Genomic DNA, 18,607 nt, shown 5'->3' on the forward strand with positions numbered 1-18,607 from the left:
TGTGGGAGTGAGCCTGCTCGCGAAAGCGCTTGATCAATCGCCGTAGATATCGGTCTTGAAATACTTCTCGGAAATCTTCTGATATTCGCCATTCGCGCGAATCCCGTCGATGGCGCTGTTCAACTGGCTGACCAGTTCACCGTTGCCCTTGCGCACGGCAATCCCCGCGCCCTCGCCGACGTACTTCGGATCCTTCAGCTCCGGCCCGACAAACGCGTAACCCTTGCCACGCGGCATCGACAGAAAGTCATTGAGCGGAATGGTGTCGGCAAAAATCGCATCAAGGCGCCCCGCCGCCAGGTCCATGTAGATTTCTTCGTTGTTGCTGTAGCGCTTGACGTTGATGCCCTTGGGTTCGAACACCTCGGTGGCGTAACGATCAGTGGTGGTAGCGCGCTGCACGCCGACGTTCTTGCCTTTGAGGCTGGCGTACTGATCATCCACCGTAGCGCCTTCCTTCATCACCAGACGCGAAGAAGTAAAGTAGTACTTGTGGCTGAAATCCACCGACTTCTTGCGATCTTCATTGATGGTCATCGACGACAGCGCCATGTCGATCTTCTTCACTTTCAGCGAAGGAATCAGCCCATCGAACTCACCTTCAACCCACACGCACTTGACCTTCATCTGCGCACACAGGGCATTGCCGATATCGTAGTCAAAACCGACGATTTCACCCTTGTCGGTTTTCGACGCGAACGGTGGATAGGCCGCTTCAATGCCGATGCGCAGGGTTTTCTCGGCGGCAAAGGTGCTGGCACAGGCCAGCAGACTGAAGGCAAGGCCGGTGATGAGGGGGAGTTTCTTCATGTTCGTTCTCTCGCGGGTTGTTGTTGGTTTGGCAAGAAGAGCAGCTACAAGCGGCAAGCTGATAGCTGCAAGACAGAAGCTTTTTTGTACTTTGAAATCCATACTGGACTCTCAGGTACAAATCGTCAATCCGGCAGAGAGGTAGGATTTTTGGTGTTTCAGAAGGCCCCTTCGCGAGCAGGCTCGCGAAGGCGTACTGAGGGGCACTACAGGAATTACTTTTTCCAGCGATCGGCGGCGGCATGATCACTGTCACGCCCTTCGACCCAGCGCGGTCCATCACTGGTGTTTTCTTTCTTCCAGAACGGCGCGCGGGTTTTCAGGTAGTCCATGACGAAGGCGCAGGCATCGAAAGCGGCCTGGCGATGGGCGCTGGCGGCGCCGACGAAGACGATCGGTTCGCCCGGTTCCAGCGCGCCGATGCGGTGCAGCACTTCCAGTTTCAACAGCGGCCAGCGCTGCTCGGCTTCGACAGCGATCTTGCCGAGGGCCTTTTCGGTCATGCCCGGATAGTGCTCGAGGAACATCCCGGCCACGTCGAGCCCGTCGTTGAAGTCACGGACGTAACCGACAAAGCTCACCACCGCGCCAACGCCGACATTGGCCGCGTGCATCGCATTGACTTCAGCGCCCGGATCGAACGGCGTGGCCTGCACCCGAATCGCCATGTTCAGCCTCCGGTCACGGTGGGGAAAAACGCCACTTCGTCGCCATCGACCACGGGTTCGTCGAGCTGGCAGAGTTCTTCGTTGCGCGCGCACATCAGGTTCTGCTCGCTCAGCACCTCGGCGCCATCACGTTGCGCCAACAGTGCGCGAACGTCATCGACGGTGGCGAAATCGCCTTCAACCGCAACCGAATCCACGCCCAGCGCTTCACGGTAGCGGGCAAAAAATTTCACGGTCAGTTTCATGGCTGCTCCGCCTGGAAGTGGCCGCTCTTGCCGCCGACTTTCTCCAGCAGACGCACGCTCTCGATGGTCATGCCACGGTCGACGGCTTTGCACATGTCGTAAATGGTCAGGGCGGCGACGCTGGCGGCGGTCAGCGCTTCCATCTCGACACCGGTCTGCCCGGACAACTTGCAGCGGGCGACGATGCGCACGCTGTCCTCACCCTCGGCGCTGAGTTCGACTTTGACGCCGGTGAGCATCAGCGGGTGGCACAGGGGAATCAGATCGCTGGTTTTCTTCGCCGCCTGAATCCCGGCAATGCGCGCAACGGCGAACACATCGCCCTTGGGGTGGCCGCCGCTGACGATCATCTGCAGGGTTTCAGGGAGCATGCGCACCAGCGCTTGAGCGGTCGCTTCACGGAACGTCACGGCTTTTTCAGTGACGTCGACCATGTTGGCGCGACCTTGGGAATCGAGATGAGTCAGCACGGGATTACTCCTGATCAGGAGCGTGGATTGTAAACCTGTGGGTCAGATATCTGCATCACTGATTATGAAATCACCGTTGCCCCCTGTGGGAGCGAGCCTGCTCGCGAAAGCGGATTCAGATTCACTATAGATGTCGACTGATACGCCGCATTCGCGAGCAGGCTCGCTCCCACAGGAGATATGCATTTATCCATAAAAAAACCGGGCGGCTTTAAGGGCCGCCCGGTTCTGGGTGAAGGGTTACAGATGCGATTCGGCGTATTCGGCCAGGATCGAGCGAGGCACCCCTTGCAGGGTGATGTGCACACCGTTGGGGAAATCCTTGAAGCGTTCGGTCAGGTAGGTCAGCCCGGAGCTGGTCGCGGACAGGTAAGGGGTGTCGATCTGCGCCAGGTTGCCCAGGCACACCACTTTGGAACCGGCGCCGGCACGGGTGATGATGGTTTTCATCTGGTGCGGCGTGAGGTTCTGGCATTCGTCGATCAGGATCAGGCTCTGCTGGAAGCTGCGACCGCGAATGTAGTTGAGCGATTTGAACTGCAGCGGCACTTTGCTGAGGATGTAGTCGACGCTGCCATGGGTGTTTTCGTCATCCATGTGCAAGGCTTCGAGGTTGTCGGTGATGGCGCCCAGCCAAGGCTCCATTTTCTCCGCTTCGGTGCCGGGCAGGAAACCGATTTCCTGATCCAGGCCCTGCACGCTGCGGGTGGCGATGATGCGGCGATAACGCTTGCTGACCATGGTCTGTTCGATCGCAGCGGCCAGCGCCAGAATGGTTTTACCGGAGCCGGCGGCGCCGGACAGGTTGACCAGATGAATGTCCGGGTCAAGCAACGCGTACAGCGCCAGACTCTGATAGATGTCGCGCGGCTTCAGGCCCCACGCCTCCTGATGCAGCAGCGGTTCCTGGTGCAGGTCGAGGATCAGCAGGCGGTCTTCCTGGATTTCCTTGATCCAGCCGACAAAGCCCTGCTCGTCGATGATGAACTCGTTGATGTGCACGGCCGGCAGGTTGTCGATCAGTTGCACCTGATGCCAGGTGCGGCCGTGGTCCTGACGGGTTTCGACCTTGCTCACGCGGTCCCAGAAGGAGCCGGTCATGTTGTGGTAGCCGTTGGGCAGCAGGGACACGTCATCGACCAACTGGTCGGTGCTGTAGTCCTCGGCGTCGATGCCACAGGCGCGCGCCTTGAGGCGCATGTTGATGTCTTTGGTGACCAGCACCACCGGTTTCTGCGGATCGCGGGTGTGCAGATCAATCAGTTGGTTGATGATTTTGTTGTCGTTCAGGTGCTCGGGCAGAATCAGGTTCGACTCGGCCTGCTTGCTCATCAGAATTGACAGCAAGCCCTTTGGCCCGCCCTTGCCGCGCTGGATCGGCACACCGAGTTCGACGTCCTCGGGGGACGCATCGCCCAGGGTCTTGTCGATCAGGCGGATCGCCTGACGGCATTCGGCGGCTACGCTGTGATGGCCGCTCTTGAGCTTGTCCAGCTCTTCCAGCACGGTCATCGGGATGGCGACGTGGTGTTCTTCGAAATTCAGCAGGGCATTTGGATCGTGAATCAATACGTTGGTATCGAGTACATACAGGATTGGCTGGTTGGAGGAAGGGCTGCGTCCGTGATCATCCATACTCGGTCACCTTTGTGGGAGCCATTCGACGCAATACCGTGACAGTGCTGCGCCTCGAGGTGACTGCCGAATTCATCCACGAGGGCCTGGATGAACTGCACACAATAGGAGTCTGGGAAGACGCCACCTGTGTTGCAGGTTTCGGCGGTCTGTCTTCGTAATACTCCAAAACCGATGACATAAAAAAGCACTTTGACGGTTTTTTTAAGTTTATTTTGCAGAGTGACGAAAAGCCCTTGGCGGACTCCCCGTACCCCGCTAAAGTCGGAAGTCCGCCTGCATCGAATTCCTTCTGAAAATTACCCCAAGCCCAATGTTTCCGGGCTTTTTGTCGTTTCTCAACGAAACGCGTCCTGACAGTCTTCCCAGCCGATGCCGCTCTGCGCAGTCTGGGTGATCAGCCACGGTAAGGACGTCTTCACCGCATCCTGTTTCATGTTGAAATTGATCACCCCGTGCCGCCACAGCAGCATCAGGGTCAACACTCGCTGCGCGCTCGCCGGCCCCTTGAGCTTGCCGGCACCGTCCTGGGCATCGATGTCCCACAGTGCCACTTGCAGGCCCTGGCTATTGAAAAAACCCTGCGCGTCACTGCGGCGCTGGCCATCCGGCGGACGGAACAGCGGCACGTAGTTTTCCGGCAGTTTGTTCTTCACCAGATCGGCGCTGCGTCGCACCGAATCCTGCCAGTCCTGCCAATGGCTGTGGGAGCGGAACTCCCAGCCCTGCACGCCCACGCACTGCCGGGAGAAACTCGCCTGCAGGCTGCTGACCGAACGGCCGGTGAGTCGCGCCTGAATATCCTTGCCCAGAACAAAGAACGTTCCGCTCAGATTGGACTTGCGCAGGTATTCGGTCAGCCAGTCGGTGTTGTCCGGTTGCACGTTGGCGGCGCTGTCGAAGGTCAGCAGAAACAGCCGGTCGTGCATGTCGTCGCCGTTGCGCTCGTAGTCGCCGAAACGATCGAACTCGTTACTGGTTTGCGGTGACAGCGCGGCCTTGCGCATCAACTCGTCCAAGTACTGCAAATGGAAGATCCGGCTCGGCTCGGCCCACTTGGTGTAATAGCTGTCGTCGCTGACCACGAACTTGGCCGCCTGCTCGCGCAGGGTCGGCAGGTCTTCGACGAGGAAGCAGAACGAGGCGTCCTGATCGCAGCTTTGCTGGGCGTGGTTGTAGTTGGCGAGCAAGCGCTGCCAGAGGCGCTGGCGCAGCTGATTGACCGCATCGATATTGACCGTGCGCAGGCCCAGGCGCTGGGCCAGTGCCGCGTCGTCGATGGACTCGGTGCCGAGCAGGCCGCGAGCGAACATGAGAATTTCCGCCCGCGACGCGACGTCGAACAGGGTCGGATTGCTGAGCTGCTCCGGCCAGGTCGTGCGATCCAGCGTCGCCGCATCACCGGGCGCCGCCATGGCCGCGAAGCTCAGCAGCCACGCGGTGAATATAAGAACACTGCGCAAAGGGATGTCTCCATAACAAAACCCGCGCGGCACTATAGCTGATGTGCAAGATTCAAGGTCGTCACCCTCACCCCAGCCCTCTCCCAGAGGGAGAGGGAGCTGACCGAGCGGTTCTTTCGATATCCGTCTACCTGAGCTATCGAGTCGAACTCAAATTTGAAGCCAGCGAAGATCGGCCCCCTCTCCCTCTGGGAGAGGGCTGGGGTGAGGGCAAAATCCACCAACCGTCGCAAATCCAGGCACTCGCGCCGACCTATAACCCCCATAGCTGGAGTCAACAAGGACAACCCCCTAGAATCGCCCCCACGATCAAAGGAGACGACTTCATGCTGATGGTGATTTCCCCCGCCAAGACCCTCGACTACGAAACACCGCCGGCGACCCAGCGCTTTACCCAGCCGCAGTACCTCGATCATTCCCAGGAATTGATCCAGCAGTTGCGCGAGCTGAGTCCGGCGCAGATCAGCGAGTTGATGCACGTGTCCGACAAGATCGGTGGCCTCAACGCCGCGCGTTTCGGCAGTTGGACACCCGCCTTCACCCCGGAAAACGCCAAACAGGCGCTGCTCGCCTTCAAGGGCGATGTGTACACCGGCCTCGACGCGCAATCCTTCAGCGAAGCGCAATTCGATTACGCGCAAAAGCACCTGCGCATGCTCTCCGGCCTTTATGGCCTGCTGCGCCCGCTGGACCTGATGCAACCCTATCGCTTGGAAATGGGCACCAAACTGGCCAACGCCCGTGGCAAGGATCTGTATGCGTTCTGGGGCACGCGCATCAGCGAGTGGCTGAATGAAGCACTGGCCGATCAGGGCGATGACGTACTGCTCAACCTTGCATCCAACGAATACTTTTCTGCGGTCAAGCGCAGCGCGTTGAAGGCGCGGATCATCAACACCGAGTTCAAGGATCAGAAGAACGGCCAGTACAAGATCATCAGTTTCTACGCGAAGAAAGCGCGCGGCCTGATGAGCCGTTTTGTGATCCAGGAACGCATCAACGACCCGGCTCAGCTCAAGCACTTCGATGTACAGGGTTATCGCTACAGCGCGGAGCAATCGAAACCCGACAATCTGGTGTTTTTGCGCGACCACGCCCCGGAATAAAGCATGCCCTTTGCACGACTCTTTTCCTCAAGAGTCGTGCAGTCCGCCCGAAGTCAAAATCCCCTCGCGACATATCGCCAAATTCATGGCGCCAATAAAACCACACTCTATTTTCTAATTTTAGTTTCACTCGACACTGAAGTTTTTTTTCAGTAGTGGCACCTAAATTTTTTACCCATAGTGGCACAAAACTATCGGCCCTGGTTTCGCCCCGATAACTAAAGGGCGAAATCGTTAGTGCTATCAATTTGCACCCAGTGCCATCTTCATCAATATTTCAAAAAATTTCGGCTGGCACGATGAGCGGGCTGGAACTATGTCCAAATGCGTTGCTCATACCACCGGTAACGATTCTCGCCGAGTTTGTACGAGATAACTTACGCAGAGCTGATAGCCATGTAACCAAGTTGTCACAGCAACTTGCCTGAGTGACTAACTAGTCTCAAAACAATCGAAGGACAGGAGATACGCACCATTAATATCCCCTACAAAGGCCAAGGCCGCGCCCCTATAAACGTGCTCGCCTGAGCACCTAACTGCTTGATTTACCGGCTCCCTACCGGACGTCGAGCAGGCTACACGACTGCACTAGAGTCTTCCCGCACGGAAGATCGGCTGCATAACAGGGCAAGTCATAACAACAAGGCCTAGTTGCGCACTTCTTGAGTGCACTTATTAGACACTCGGAACTTTGTATGCCTGCACACGGCATTGTGGCGCCTGTAAGCCGCACTTCCGAGTGCACTAGTGACCGCTGAACACCATTAACTCCGGCCTCTAAGGCCTGATATATACAGAGGTAATTGCGATGCGCATCAGCATATTTGGTTTGGGTTACGTTGGCGCAGTATGTGCCGGTTGCCTGTCTGCACGCGGCCATGACGTAGTTGGCGTCGATGTTGCCAAAGACAAGATCGACATGATTAACGCCGGCAAATCGCCGATTGTAGAACCAGGTCTGGGCGAACTGCTGCAACAGGGTATCCAGACCGGTCGCCTGCGCGGCACGACCAACTTCGCCGAGGCGATTCGTGATACCGACCTGTCGATGATCTGCGTCGGCACGCCAAGCAAAAAGAACGGCGATCTGGAACTGAACTACATCGAGGCCGTGTGCCGCGAGATCGGTTTTGTCCTGCGTGAAAAAACCACTCGCCACACCATCGTCGTGCGCAGCACCGTGTTGCCAGGCACCGTGGCCAACGTGGTCATCCCGATTCTGGAAGACTGCTCGGGCAAGAAGGCCGGCGTCGATTTCGGCGTTGCGGTCAACCCGGAATTCCTCCGCGAATCCACTGCCATCGCTGACTACGATCAGCCACCGATGACCGTTATCGGCGAGTTCGATACCGCGTCGGGCGACGTTTTGCAATCGCTGTACGAAGAGCTCGACGCACCGATCATCCGCAAGGACATCGCCGTTGCCGAGATGATCAAGTACACCTGCAACGTCTGGCACGCGACCAAAGTGACCTTCGCCAACGAGATCGGCAACATCGCCAAAGCGGTCGGCGTCGATGGTCGTGAAGTGATGGAAGTGGTCTGCCAGGACAAGACCCTGAACCTGTCCCAGTACTACATGCGCCCGGGCTTCGCCTTCGGCGGTTCGTGCCTGCCAAAAGACGTACGTGCGCTGACCTACCGCGCCGGTTCCCTGGACGTCGAAGCACCGCTGCTCAACTCGCTGATGCGCAGTAACGAATCGCAAGTGCAGAACGCTTTCGACATCGTTGAAAGCCATGAAAAACGCAAAGTCGCCCTGCTCGGTCTGAGCTTCAAGGCCGGCACCGACGACCTGCGCGAGAGCCCGCTGGTCGAACTGGCGGAAATGCTGATCGGCAAGGGTTACGACCTGAGCATCTACGACAGCAACGTCGAGTACGCCCGTGTCCACGGTGCGAACAAGGACTACATCGAATCGAAGATTCCGCACGTATCGTCCCTGCTCAACTCCGACTTCGACTCGGTGATCGACAACTCCGACGTGATCATCCTCGGCAACCGCGACGAGAAATTCCGTTCGCTGGCCCAGGAAGCGCCGCAGGGCAAGCAAGTCATCGACCTGGTGGGCTTCATGTCCAAGGCCACCAGCGCCGGTAGCCGCACCGAAGGCATTTGCTGGTAACGCAGCCCCAAGCGACAAGCGTCGAGCTGCAAGTCAACGCGATTGGCTTGCAGCTTGAAGCTTGCAACTTGCAGCTTCCCTTACCTTCGGATGACGGTTATGACCAAGCTCAAACATTTTTTTCTGCAATCAGCCGGCTGGCTTTTTTATCTCAGTCTGCTGATGGGCCTGGCCTTGATGCTGCCCACGTCCACATTCGACTCCGAGTCGAAGGACTTCATTTTCCTGATTGGCGCCGTGGGTATCTGGCGCTACTCGATGGGTGCAACGCACTTTGTGCGCGGCATGATTTTTCTCTACATCGTTTACCCGCACCTGCGTCGCAAAGTACGCAAGCTGGGTAAAGCGGCCGACCCGTCGCATGTGTTTCTGATGGTCACCAGCTTTCGTATTGACGCGCTGACCACCGCGCAGGTCTACAGCTCGGTGATCCGCGAAGCCATCGACTGCGAACTGCCGACCACCATTGTCTGCTCGATCGTGGAAATGTCCGACGAGTTGCTGGTCAAGGCGCTGTGGGCGCGGATGAATCCGCCGGAGCGGGTCAAGCTCGACTTCGTGCGTATTCCCGGGACCGGCAAGCGCGATGGTCTGGCCTTCGGTTTCCGCGCGATCTCCCGTCACCTGCCGGACGACCGTGCCGTGGTGGCCGTGATCGACGGCGACACCGTGCTCGGCGAAGGCGTCGTGCGCAAGACCGTGCCGTGGTTCCAGCTGTTCGGCAATGTCGGCGGCCTGACCACCAACGAGTTCTGCGAAGTGCGCGGCGGCTACATCATGAGCGAATGGCACAAGCTGCGTTTCGCCCAGCGCCACATCAACATGTGCTCGATGGCCCTGTCCAAGCGCGTACTGACCATGACCGGGCGGATGTCGGTATTCAAAGCCTCCGTGGTGACCAATCCGGAATTCATCGCCGACGTTGAAAGCGACTCGCTGCAACACTGGCGTCTGGGCCGCTTCAAGTTCCTGACCGGTGACGACAAGTCGAGCTGGTTCAGCCTGATGCGCCTGGGTTACGACACCTTCTACGTGCCGGACGCCGCGATCAACACCGTTGAGCATCCGCCGGAAAAGAGCTTCATCAAGGCCAGCCGCAAGCTGATGTTCCGCTGGTACGGCAACAACCTGCGCCAGAACTCCCGTGCACTGGGTCTGGGTATCCGTCGCCTCGGCGCGTTCACCTCGGTGGTGCTGTTCGACCAGCGCGTGTCGATGTGGACTTCGCTGCTCGGCCTGACCGTCGCACTGATCGCCAGCTTCAAGTACGGCACCGCGTTCATCCTCGTGTACCTGCTGTGGATCGGTATCACCCGCCTGATCCTGACGCTGTTGCTGTCGTGTTCCGGCCACCGCATCGGCCCTGCTTACCCGGCGATTCTGTATTACAACCAGATCGTTGGCGCCCTGGTGAAGATCTACGTGTTCTTCCGCCTCGACCAACAATCCTGGACTCGCCAGCCCACATCCCTGACCCGTGATCTCGCCAGCTTTCAACGTTGGTTCAACACCTGGTCGTCTCGGACCATGACCTTCTCCGCCGGCAGCATTTTTGTCGCCGTGCTGCTGATGATGGTCTGACCCGCTCCTATTGAATTAACAAGGAAATCGCCCCTATGAATACCGCCGTCAACGTCAACGTAGTGCATGAATCCGAAGCCCAGCGCCAGCACGCTCGCGTGAAAATCCCGGCCAAGCTGCGTTTCTTCGGCCCTGACCGGACGCCGCTCGAAGCGCGGGTCCTCGATCTGTCGGCTGGCGGTCTGGCGTTCAACGCCGGGCAGATGCCGCTGACCATCGGCGAGGTGTACAAGGCGCGTCTGCAATTTGTCATCGACAACCTCGGCCTGGCCATGGACGTTGAACTGCAGGTGCGTTCTTTCGATCGCGCCACCGGCCGCGCCGGCTGCCAGTTCCAGAACCTCGAGCCGCAGGACATTTCCACCCTGCGCCACCTGATCACTTCGCACCTGGCCGGCGACATCGTCAGCATCGGCGAAGTACTGGCGACCCTGCAGCGCGACAACTTCACCAAGGCGCGCAAGAACAAGACCAACGACACCGGCATGACCCCGTTCGGCCGCCTGAAAGCCGTGACCTTCAGCGCCGGTATTTTCGCTGTTGGCCTGGTTGCTGCCGGTTTCATCTTCAAGTCGGTGTACGGCATGTACTTCGTCAGCCACGCGCAGGCCGGTCTGGTCAGCGTGCCGGGGATGAACATCACCATGCCGCGCGACGGCACCGTGCAGAGCCTGGTCAAGTCCGACGGCGTTGCCGCCAAAGGCGCACCACTGGCGACCTTCAGCACCAGCATGCTCGACGTGCTCAAGGGCCATCTGGCCGAAGACCAACTGGCCCCGGCCAAGGTTGAAGAACTGTTCGGCAAGCAAATGACCGGCACCCTGACTTCGCCGTGCGACTGCACCGTGGCCCAGCAACTGGTGGCTGACGGTCAGTACGCGAGCAAGGGCGACGTGATCTTCCAGTTGGTACCGCGCAACACCCAGGCCAACGTTGAAGCTCGCTTCTCCTATCGCCAGTTCGGCGACGTGCGTCCAGGCACTCCGGTGAGCTTCCAGATCGCTGGCGAAGACAAGACCCGCACCGGCAAGATCGTCAGCAGCACCAGCCTGAAGAGCGCCGACCTGTCCTCCGACATCCGCGTACAGATCAAGCCAGACGAGCCGCTCGACAGCAGCCTGGCCGGCCGCCCGGTGGAAGTGAACAGCGACCGTGGCCCGAACCTGAACTGGCTGATCGACAAAGCCATGGCTGCCGGTCTTTAAGTCGAGGACATGCCTGTGACTACTCCACCCATCCTCAGAACACCGCTATCACTGTGTGCCCTGGCATTGGCGGTGAGTCTGGCCGGTTGCGCCGGGCTGCCCGACCAGCGTCTGGCCAACGAAGCGCTCAAGCGTGGCGACACCGCCACCGCTGCGCAGAACTACCAGCAACTGGCCGATCTGGGTTACAGCGAGGCGCAAGTCGGCCTGGCCGATATCCAGGTCGACAGCCGCGACCCGGCGCAGATGAAACAGGCCGAGGCGACTTACCGCGCAGCGGCCAGCGTGTCGCCGCGTGCCCAGGCACGTCTCGGTCGTCTGCTGGTGGCCAAGCCGGGCTCCACCGAAGCCGAGCACCACGAAGCCGAAACCCTGCTGAAAAAAGCCGCCGCCAATGGCGAAGGCAACACGTTGATCCCGCTGGCGATGCTGTACCTGCAATACCCGCACAGCTTCCCCAACATCAACGCGCAGCAGCAGATCGATCAGTGGCGCAAGTCGGGTTACCCGGAAGCCGGTCTGGCGCAGGTGCTGCTGTATCGCACCCAAGGCACCTACGACCAGCACCTGGATGACGTGGAAAAAATCTGCAAGGCTGCGCTCAACACCACCGACATCTGCTACGTCGAACTCGCCACCGTCTACCAGAAACGTGGCCAGCCGGAGCAACAGGCCGAGCTGATCAAGCAGATGCAGGCCGGTTACAGCCGTGGCACCGTCACTGCGCAGCGTGTCGACTCCGTAGCCCGCGTGCTGGCCGATTCGACCCTGGGCAAGACCGACGAAAAAACCGCGCAGTCGTTGCTTGAGCCGATCGCTCCGGGCTACCCGGCGTCGTGGGTCACCCTCGCGCAATTGCTTTACGACTTCCCCGAACTGGGCGACGTCGACCAGATGATGAAGTACCTGGACAACGGCCGCGCCGCCGACCAGCCGCGCGCCGAACTGTTGCTGGGCAAGGTCTACTACGAAGGCAAACTGGTCCCGGCTGACGCGAAAGTCGCCGAGGAACATTTCCAGAAAGCCGTCGGCCGCGAAGTCGCTGCCGACTACTACCTCGGCCAGATCTACCGTCGTGGCTACCTGGGCAAGGTCTACCCGCAGAAGGCTCTCGACCACCTGCTGACCGCTGCGCGCAACGGCCAGAACAGTGCCGACTTCGCCATCGCCCAACTGTTCTCGCAAGGCAAGGGCACCAAGCCCGATCCGCTGAACGCTTACGTGTTCAGCCAACTGGCCAAGGCGCAGAACACCCCGCAAGCCGATGAACTGGCAGCGACCCTCGAGGCGCAACTGCCGCCCGAGCGCCTGCCCGAAGCCCGCCGCCTGTTGCAACAGGAACAGGCCAGCCGTGGCGCCCTGAACTCGAACACGCTGCAACTGCACGCCCTGCAAGAAGAAGACGGCGAGGAAAAACTATGAAGCTGAACCCATTCGTGAAGGCCGGTATTGGCCTCACCTTCGCGCTGATCTGGTCTTGCCCGACACTGGCTGCGATGACTGAAAGCAAGAACTTCGGTCTGGAAGTGAAACTCACCGGCCAGTCCGAAGACGACCGTGACCTTGGCACTGCCGGCGGCGGCGACGTCAACGGCGTGGGCCTCGACCTGCGTCCGTGGATTTACGGCGAGAGCGGCGCGTGGAGCGCCTATGCGATGGGTCAGGCCGTGACCTCGACCGACATCATCGAGACCGACACCCTGCAACAATCGGACGGCGAACAGACTACCGACAGCGGCGATCGCGAAACCAAGAAAAACTACCTGGCGATGCGCGAGTTCTGGGTCGGCTACAGCGGCTTCACGCCCTACCCTGGCGAGATTCTGAAGTTCGGTCGTCAGCGTCTGCGCAATGACGACGGCCAATGGCGCGACACCAACATCGAAGCGCTGAACTGGACCTTCGATACCACACTGCTGCGCGCCAATGCCGGTGTCGCCGAGCGTTTCAGCGAATACCGCACCGACTTGAAAGAGCTGGCGCCGAAAGACAAGGATCGCCTGCACGCCTACGCCGACGCTGCTTACCAGTGGACGCCGGGGCAGTGGGTCGGCATTCGCGGCCACCACACTCACGATGACGGCAAACTCGATTACGCCGAGCCGGGCGTCCCGCGCGATTCGCTGGACAAGACCGAGAACGGCGACATCAGCTGGATCGGCCTGACTGCCGACAGCGACGCCTACAACTGGCGCAACACCAACACCGTCAACTACTGGGGCAGCATCACCGGCATGAGCGGCGACCGCGACACGGTCAACGCGCTGAACGCCGATGGCACGCGCCCGACACAAGCCAAGCGCAGCGATGACATCAGCGGCTGGGCAGCCGATGTCGGCGTGCGTCTGCGCCTCGATCCGCAGTGGCAAGTCGGCGGTGCCTACGCCCGCGCCAGTGCCGATTACGAACAGAACGGTCTGGAGAGCAACCGCTCCAACTACACCGGTACCCGCTCGCGCGTGCACCGTTTCGGCGAAGCGTTCCGTGGCGAAATGAACAACATGCAGACCGCCACCCTGTTCGGTTCGTGGATGGTCAACGACGAGTACGACGCCAGCCTGATCTACCACAAGTTCTGGCGTGTCGACGGCAACAAGCCGGTCGGCAGCAACGGCATCAACGCGGTGGAAAACAACACCGACGACGTCACCGGCGCAATCCTCTCCAGCACATCCTTGCCGCTTGAAGATGGCAACAAGGACCTGGGTCAGGAAATGGACCTGGTCGTCACCAAGTACTTCAAGCAGGGCCTGTTGCCGGCGGCGTTGAGCCAGTCGATCGACGAGCCTTCGGCACTGGTGCGTTTCCGTGGCGGTGTGTTCAAACCGGGCGATGCCTACGGCAGCCAGGTTGATTCCTACATGCACCGCGCATTCATTGACGTGATCTGGCGCTTCTGATGCAAACCGCCAAGGGAGTGCCCGACATGATCAGCACCAGAACAGGCTCACTCAGCCTGCTGGCCGGCGCGATGCTGCTGGCCAGCGCCGGCGCCTTCGCCAATGTTGAACCGGCGAAACCTGCGACCGTGGCCAAGGAACTGCAACAGGCCAAAACCTACACCGTCAGCAGCGCGCCGACCGACGCGTTGAAACTGGCCAAGCCGACACTGCCCGACCTGTCCGGCTTCACCGCCGAAGCCGCTGCGGCGAAGATCGTGCGCAGCAAGCCGGGCAAGATCAGCGTGCGCCGGATGATGCAGGAAAACGCTCTGAAGGACTTCATCGGCGGCGATAACAAGATGGCCGAATGGGTCGTGCGTCAGCACGGCATCCCGCAGGCGATCTTCATCGACGACGGCTACATGAACCTCAAGGATCTGGCGAAAAAACTGCCCAAGCAGTATTTCAGCGAGACCGCTCCGGGCGTGTACCTGGCCAAATTGCCGATCGTGGTCGGCGAGAAAGGCATCCTCGAAATCGATGGCCAGACCCAGGAACTGCGCCTGTCCCAAGAGGCCGGTTCGTTCCTGGTCAACGACGGCAAACTGTTCGTGCGTGACACCAAAGTCACCGGCTGGCGCGAGAAGGACAACGGCCCGGCGACCTTCCGTTCGCCGAAGGAATTCCGTCCGTTCCTGCTCGCCTGGGGCGGCACCGAGACCTACATCGTCAACAGCAAGATGGCCAGTTTCGGTTACGCCAACAGTAAGTCGTACGGGGTGAGTATTTCCCAGTACACGCCGAACATGGCCAAGGTCCTCAAGCGCCCGGAACCGACCGGCTGGATCGTCGGCTCCGAGTTCTCGGACATGTGGTACGGCTTCTACTGCTACGAAACCAGCGACTTTGTGGTCAAGGGCAACACCTACAAAGACAACATCGTCTACGGCATCGACCCGCATGACCGCTCGCACCGTCTGATCATTGCCGAGAACACCGTTCACGGCACGAAGAAGAAGCACGGGATCATTATTTCCCGTGAGGTCAATGACAGCTTCATCTTCAACAACAAGAGTTTCGACAACAAGTTGTCGGGCCTGGTGATCGACCGTAACAGCGTCAACAACATCATTGCCTACAACGAGATCTACAAGAACCACACCGACGGCATCACGCTCTACGAGTCTGCCGACAACCTGCTGTGGGGCAACAAGGTCATCAGCAATACCCGTCACGGCATTCGTATTCGTAACAGCGTGAACATCCGCCTCTACGAAAACGTTGCCATGACCAACGGCCTGACCGGTATCTACGGCCACATCAAGGACCTGACCGACACCGACCGTGACATCAAGCTCGACCCGTTCGACGCGCAGGTCTCGCTGATCGTCGTCGGCGGCGAGCTGGCAGCCAACGGCAGCGGCCCGCTGTCGATAGACTCGCCGCTGAGTGTCGAGCTGTATCGCGTGTCGATGCTGGCGCCGACCAAGTCCAGCGGGATCAGCTTCAACGGCATCCTCGGCGAGCGCCAGGATGAAATTCTCGACCTGCTGGTGCGCCAGCAGAAAGCCGTGCTGATCGACCCTGTCGAACGCCAGACCGAATTGCAGGACTGAGGATAATTTTTATGCACCCACACATGATCAAACTGCTCAGCCTCTCGGCCCTGACCCTCGGCATTCTCGCTGCCGGCAACGCTCGCGCCGACGCTGACGGCGCAAGCGTCACGCCACCAAAGTTCACCGCCGAGCCGTGCTGCAACCTGTGCCCGGCGGCCCATGACGCGAAGAACTACACCACGCGTTATCAGCAGAACTTCACCACCCTGGTACAGGCCCAGGGCGACTGGCTGTTCCGTACCCAGGAAGACCTGCGCACCGAGTTCAACACCACGCCGGCCGGCTACAAGCGTCTGCAACAGTTGCACGACGCGTTCAAGAGCAAAGGCGTCGAGCTGGTGATCGTTTACCAGCCGACCCGTGGCCTGGTGAACCGCAACAAGCTCAACCCGCAGGAAAAAGCCGCGTTCGATTACGAGAAAGCGCTGGGCAACTACAAGACCATGCTCGGCCGTTTCGCCAAGATGGGCTACGTGGTGCCGGACCTGTCGCCACTGACCAACGAATCGCTGCCGGACACCCTGCCCGCCCACGATTTCTACTTCCGAGGCGACCAGCACTGGACACCTTACGGTGCCCAGCGCACGGCAAAAATCGTCGCCGAAAAGGTCAAGCAGATCCCGGCCTTCGCCGACATTCCCAAGCGTGAATTCGAGACCAAGCGCTCCGGACGCATGGGCAAGACCGGCACCCTGCACAACATGGCCGGGCAACTGTGCGGCACCAGTTACGCGATCCAGTACATGGACCAGTTCACCACCGAGCCGAAAGGCGAGGCCGGTGACGGCGATCTGTTCGGCGATTCCGGCAATCCGCAGATCACTCTGGTCGGTACATCGCACAGCGGCAAGAACTACAACTTCGCCGGCTTCCTCGAAGAAGCCATCGGCGCCGACATCCTCAACGTGGCCTTCCCCGGCGGCGGTTTCGAAGGTTCGATGCTGCAATACCTGGGCAGCGAAGAATTCCAGAAGACCCCGCCGAAGATTCTTATCTGGGAATTCTCGCCGCTGTATCGCCTCGATCAGGAAACCATCTATCGCCAGATGATGGCGCTGCTCGATAACGGTTGCGAAGGCAAGGACGCGCAAATGTCCGCCAGTGCCACGCTGAAGCCGGGCAGCAAGCAAGAACTGCTGGTCAACAGCAAGAACCTGAACCTGCAAAACGCCAACCATCAGGTCGACATCCGCTTCGCCGACACCTCGGTGAAAACCCTGCAAGCCACCCTCTGGTACATGAACGGTCGCCACGAGGACATCAAGATCGAGAAACCGGAAACCTCCGACACCGACGGTCGTTTCGCCTTTGAGCTGCGCACGGACGAAGACTGGGCCTCGCAAAACCTGCTGGCCGTTGAAGTCCAGGGTCCTGAAGCCGGACCTGGCGCCACGCCACAAAAAGTCGAAGCGAAAATCTGCAAACGCAACGTATTCCCGGGCGTCGGTCAACAGACCGCGCAGCTCGGGCAATGAGGTCTGCTATGCGAAATCAGAAACTGAAAAACCTGTTGGCACCGACACTCCTGAGCCTGGCGATGTTCGCCGGGGCCACTCAGGCCGCCGCGCCATTGCGTCCGCCGCAGGGCTACTTCGCCCCGGTGGATAAATTCAAGACCGGCGACAAGAGCGATGGCTGCGACGCGATGCCGGCGCCGTACACCGGTCCGCTGCAATTTCGCAGCAAGTACGAAGGTTCGGACAAGGCCCGCGCTACGCTGAACGTGCAGTCGGAAAAAGCCTTTCGCGACACCACCAAAGACATCACCACGCTGGAACGCGGCACCGCCAAGCGGGTCATGCAGTTCATGCGCGACGGTCGCCCGGAGCAGCTCGAATGCACGCTCAACTGGCTGACCGCGTGGGCCAAGGCTGACGCGTTGATGTCCAAAGACTTCAACCACACCGGCAAGTCGATGCGCAAATGGGCGCTGGGCAGCATGGCGTCTTCGTACATTCGCCTGAAGTTTTCCGACTCGCACCCACTGGCTCAGCACCAACAGGAAGCGCAGCTGATCGAAGCCTGGTTCAGCAAAATGGCCGATCAGGTGGTCAGCGACTGGGACAACCTGCCGCTGGAAAAAACCAACAACCACTCGTACTGGGCCGCCTGGTCGGTGATGGCCACCGCCGTCGCCACCAACCGCCGCGACCTGTTCGATTGGGCGGTCAAGGAATACAAGGTCGGCGTCAATCAAGTCGATGCCGATGGCTTCCTGCCCAACGAACTCAAGCGCCAGCAACGCGCCCTCGCCTACCACAACTACGCCCTGCCGCCGCTGGCGATGATCGCCAGTTTCGCCCAGGTCAATGGTGTCGATCTGCGTCAGGAAAACAATGGCGCACTGAAGCGTCTCGGTGATCGGGTGTTGGCCGGCGTCAAGGATCCTGATGAGTTCGAAGAAAAGAACGGCAAAAAGCAGGACATGACCGACCTGAAAGAGGACATGAAATTCGCTTGGCTCGAACCGTTCTGCACGCTCTACACCTGCGCGCCGGATGTGATCGAGAAGAAGCGCGACATGCAACCGTTCAAGACTTTCCGTCTTGGCGGCGACCTGACCAAGGTCTACGACCCGTCGCATGAAAAGGGCTAAAAGCCCCTCACCCTAACCCTCTCCCGGAGGGAGAGGGGACTGACCGAGGTGGCTGTGCGAGTTACGCCGAAATGAAATACCGAGTCGATCTCCATTTTTGAAAACCATGGAGATCAGGCTCCCTCTCCCTCGGGGAGAGGGCGGGGGGTGAGGGGCGCGGTCTGACGGCCAGCTCCGACCTCAAGCGAACACTGTGTCACCC

General features: G+C 59.7%; 15 protein-coding genes. 9 read left to right on the forward strand and 6 right to left on the reverse strand.

The genetic code is table 11. The features are described 5' to 3' along the window. Window positions 1–33: 33 nt before the first annotated feature. The 6 genes from KVG85_RS15580 to KVG85_RS15605 all read right to left on the reverse strand — a co-directional run bounded on the left by KVG85_RS15580 (window position 34) and on the right by KVG85_RS15605 (window position 5,243). Entirely contained in the window at window positions 34–810 is a 777-nt protein-coding gene (locus KVG85_RS15580) for an ABC transporter substrate-binding protein (RefSeq protein WP_110646409.1), read from the reverse strand. A 215-nt stretch (window positions 811–1,025) separates the two neighbouring features. Further along, a complete protein-coding gene (gene moaE, locus KVG85_RS15585) occupies window positions 1,026–1,478 on the reverse strand; it encodes a molybdopterin synthase catalytic subunit MoaE (RefSeq protein ID WP_016771590.1) in 453 nt (150 codons plus the stop codon). Between the two features lie 2 nt (window positions 1,479–1,480). Further along, the gene (gene moaD / locus KVG85_RS15590) at window positions 1,481–1,723 is read right to left on the reverse strand and encodes a molybdopterin converting factor subunit 1 (RefSeq protein WP_217864292.1); all 243 of its coding nucleotides are present in this window, start codon (window positions 1,721–1,723) and stop codon (window positions 1,481–1,483) included. Continuing rightward, window positions 1,720–2,193 carry a cyclic pyranopterin monophosphate synthase MoaC gene (gene moaC / locus KVG85_RS15595; protein WP_008080206.1) on the reverse strand — a complete coding sequence of 158 codons (474 nt, stop codon included), beginning with the start codon at window positions 2,191–2,193 and terminating at the stop codon, window positions 1,720–1,722. The genes moaD and moaC overlap by 4 nt, the downstream gene beginning before the upstream one ends. Window positions 2,194–2,433: 240 nt before the next feature. Then, window positions 2,434–3,828, reverse strand: coding sequence for a PhoH family protein (locus tag KVG85_RS15600; RefSeq protein WP_024011685.1), 1,395 nt, complete (start codon window positions 3,826–3,828; stop codon window positions 2,434–2,436). A gap of 338 nt (window positions 3,829–4,166) precedes the next feature. Continuing rightward, a complete protein-coding gene (locus KVG85_RS15605; protein ID WP_437182199.1) occupies window positions 4,167–5,243 on the reverse strand; it encodes a polysaccharide deacetylase family protein in 1,077 nt (358 codons plus the stop codon). Window positions 5,244–5,617: 374 nt separating this feature from the next. Here KVG85_RS15605 and yaaA point away from each other — a divergent pair, with 374 nt between their 5' ends. The 9 genes from yaaA to KVG85_RS15650 all read left to right on the forward strand — a co-directional run bounded on the left by yaaA (window position 5,618) and on the right by KVG85_RS15650 (window position 18,405). After that, the gene (yaaA, locus tag KVG85_RS15610; RefSeq protein ID WP_217864294.1) at window positions 5,618–6,397 is read left to right on the forward strand and encodes a peroxide stress protein YaaA; all 780 of its coding nucleotides are present in this window, start codon (window positions 5,618–5,620) and stop codon (window positions 6,395–6,397) included. A gap of 808 nt (window positions 6,398–7,205) precedes the next feature. After that, window positions 7,206–8,522, forward strand: a complete 1,317-nt coding sequence (locus tag KVG85_RS15615) for a nucleotide sugar dehydrogenase (protein ID WP_016771595.1) — start codon at window positions 7,206–7,208, stop codon at window positions 8,520–8,522. Between the two features lie 99 nt (window positions 8,523–8,621). Continuing rightward, a complete protein-coding gene (gene alg8 / locus KVG85_RS15620; protein WP_162098720.1) occupies window positions 8,622–10,103 on the forward strand; it encodes a mannuronan synthase in 1,482 nt (493 codons plus the stop codon). A gap of 35 nt (window positions 10,104–10,138) precedes the next feature. Then, window positions 10,139–11,308: an alginate biosynthesis protein Alg44 gene (locus tag KVG85_RS15625; RefSeq protein ID WP_217864295.1), complete on the forward strand. Its 1,170-nt coding sequence runs from the start codon at window positions 10,139–10,141 to the stop codon at window positions 11,306–11,308. A gap of 9 nt (window positions 11,309–11,317) precedes the next feature. Next, window positions 11,318–12,730 (forward strand): alginate biosynthesis TPR repeat lipoprotein AlgK, encoded by a 1,413-nt coding sequence (algK, locus tag KVG85_RS15630; protein ID WP_217864296.1) that lies wholly within the window; start codon window positions 11,318–11,320, stop codon window positions 12,728–12,730. Beyond that, window positions 12,727–14,208 (forward strand): alginate export family protein, encoded by a 1,482-nt coding sequence (locus KVG85_RS15635; RefSeq protein ID WP_042607701.1) that lies wholly within the window; start codon window positions 12,727–12,729, stop codon window positions 14,206–14,208. The genes algK and KVG85_RS15635 overlap by 4 nt, the downstream gene beginning before the upstream one ends. 26 nt (window positions 14,209–14,234) lie before the next feature. Further along, the gene (algG, locus tag KVG85_RS15640; RefSeq protein ID WP_125918316.1) at window positions 14,235–15,806 is read left to right on the forward strand and encodes a mannuronan 5-epimerase AlgG; all 1,572 of its coding nucleotides are present in this window, start codon (window positions 14,235–14,237) and stop codon (window positions 15,804–15,806) included. An 11-nt stretch (window positions 15,807–15,817) separates the two neighbouring features. Next, window positions 15,818–17,284: an alginate O-acetyltransferase gene (locus KVG85_RS15645; RefSeq protein ID WP_130928293.1), complete on the forward strand. Its 1,467-nt coding sequence runs from the start codon at window positions 15,818–15,820 to the stop codon at window positions 17,282–17,284. 8 nt (window positions 17,285–17,292) lie between these two features. After that, a complete protein-coding gene (locus KVG85_RS15650) occupies window positions 17,293–18,405 on the forward strand; it encodes a mannuronate-specific alginate lyase (protein WP_217864297.1) in 1,113 nt (370 codons plus the stop codon). The last annotated feature ends 202 nt before the right edge of the window (window positions 18,406–18,607 follow it).

Source organism: Pseudomonas triticicola (genome assembly GCF_019145375.1).
In the GTDB taxonomy this organism is placed as follows: Bacteria; Pseudomonadota; Gammaproteobacteria; order Pseudomonadales; family Pseudomonadaceae; genus Aquipseudomonas; species Aquipseudomonas triticicola.

Excerpts from the sequence above, each read along its gene's own strand:
- moaD (WP_217864292.1), bottom strand. The coding sequence starts at position 1,723 with ATGAAACTGACCGTGAAATTTTTTGCCCGCTACCGTGAAGCGCTGGGC.
- KVG85_RS15650 (WP_217864297.1), top strand. The coding sequence starts at position 17,293 with ATGCGAAATCAGAAACTGAAAAACCTGTTGGCACCGACACTCCTGAGC.
- moaE (WP_016771590.1), bottom strand. The coding sequence starts at position 1,478 with ATGGCGATTCGGGTGCAGGCCACGCCGTTCGATCCGGGCGCTGAAGTC.
- KVG85_RS15635 (WP_042607701.1), top strand. The coding sequence starts at position 12,727 with ATGAAGCTGAACCCATTCGTGAAGGCCGGTATTGGCCTCACCTTCGCG.
- algG (WP_125918316.1), top strand. The coding sequence starts at position 14,235 with ATGATCAGCACCAGAACAGGCTCACTCAGCCTGCTGGCCGGCGCGATG.
- KVG85_RS15625 (WP_217864295.1), top strand. The coding sequence starts at position 10,139 with ATGAATACCGCCGTCAACGTCAACGTAGTGCATGAATCCGAAGCCCAG.
- KVG85_RS15580 (WP_110646409.1), bottom strand. The coding sequence starts at position 810 with ATGAAGAAACTCCCCCTCATCACCGGCCTTGCCTTCAGTCTGCTGGCC.
- KVG85_RS15615 (WP_016771595.1), top strand. The coding sequence starts at position 7,206 with ATGCGCATCAGCATATTTGGTTTGGGTTACGTTGGCGCAGTATGTGCC.
- KVG85_RS15645 (WP_130928293.1), top strand. The coding sequence starts at position 15,818 with ATGCACCCACACATGATCAAACTGCTCAGCCTCTCGGCCCTGACCCTC.
- algK (WP_217864296.1), top strand. The coding sequence starts at position 11,318 with ATGCCTGTGACTACTCCACCCATCCTCAGAACACCGCTATCACTGTGT.
- alg8 (WP_162098720.1), top strand. The coding sequence starts at position 8,622 with ATGACCAAGCTCAAACATTTTTTTCTGCAATCAGCCGGCTGGCTTTTT.
- yaaA (WP_217864294.1), top strand. The coding sequence starts at position 5,618 with ATGCTGATGGTGATTTCCCCCGCCAAGACCCTCGACTACGAAACACCG.
- KVG85_RS15600 (WP_024011685.1), bottom strand. The coding sequence starts at position 3,828 with ATGGATGATCACGGACGCAGCCCTTCCTCCAACCAGCCAATCCTGTAT.
- KVG85_RS15605 (WP_437182199.1), bottom strand. The coding sequence starts at position 5,243 with ATGGCGGCGCCCGGTGATGCGGCGACGCTGGATCGCACGACCTGGCCG.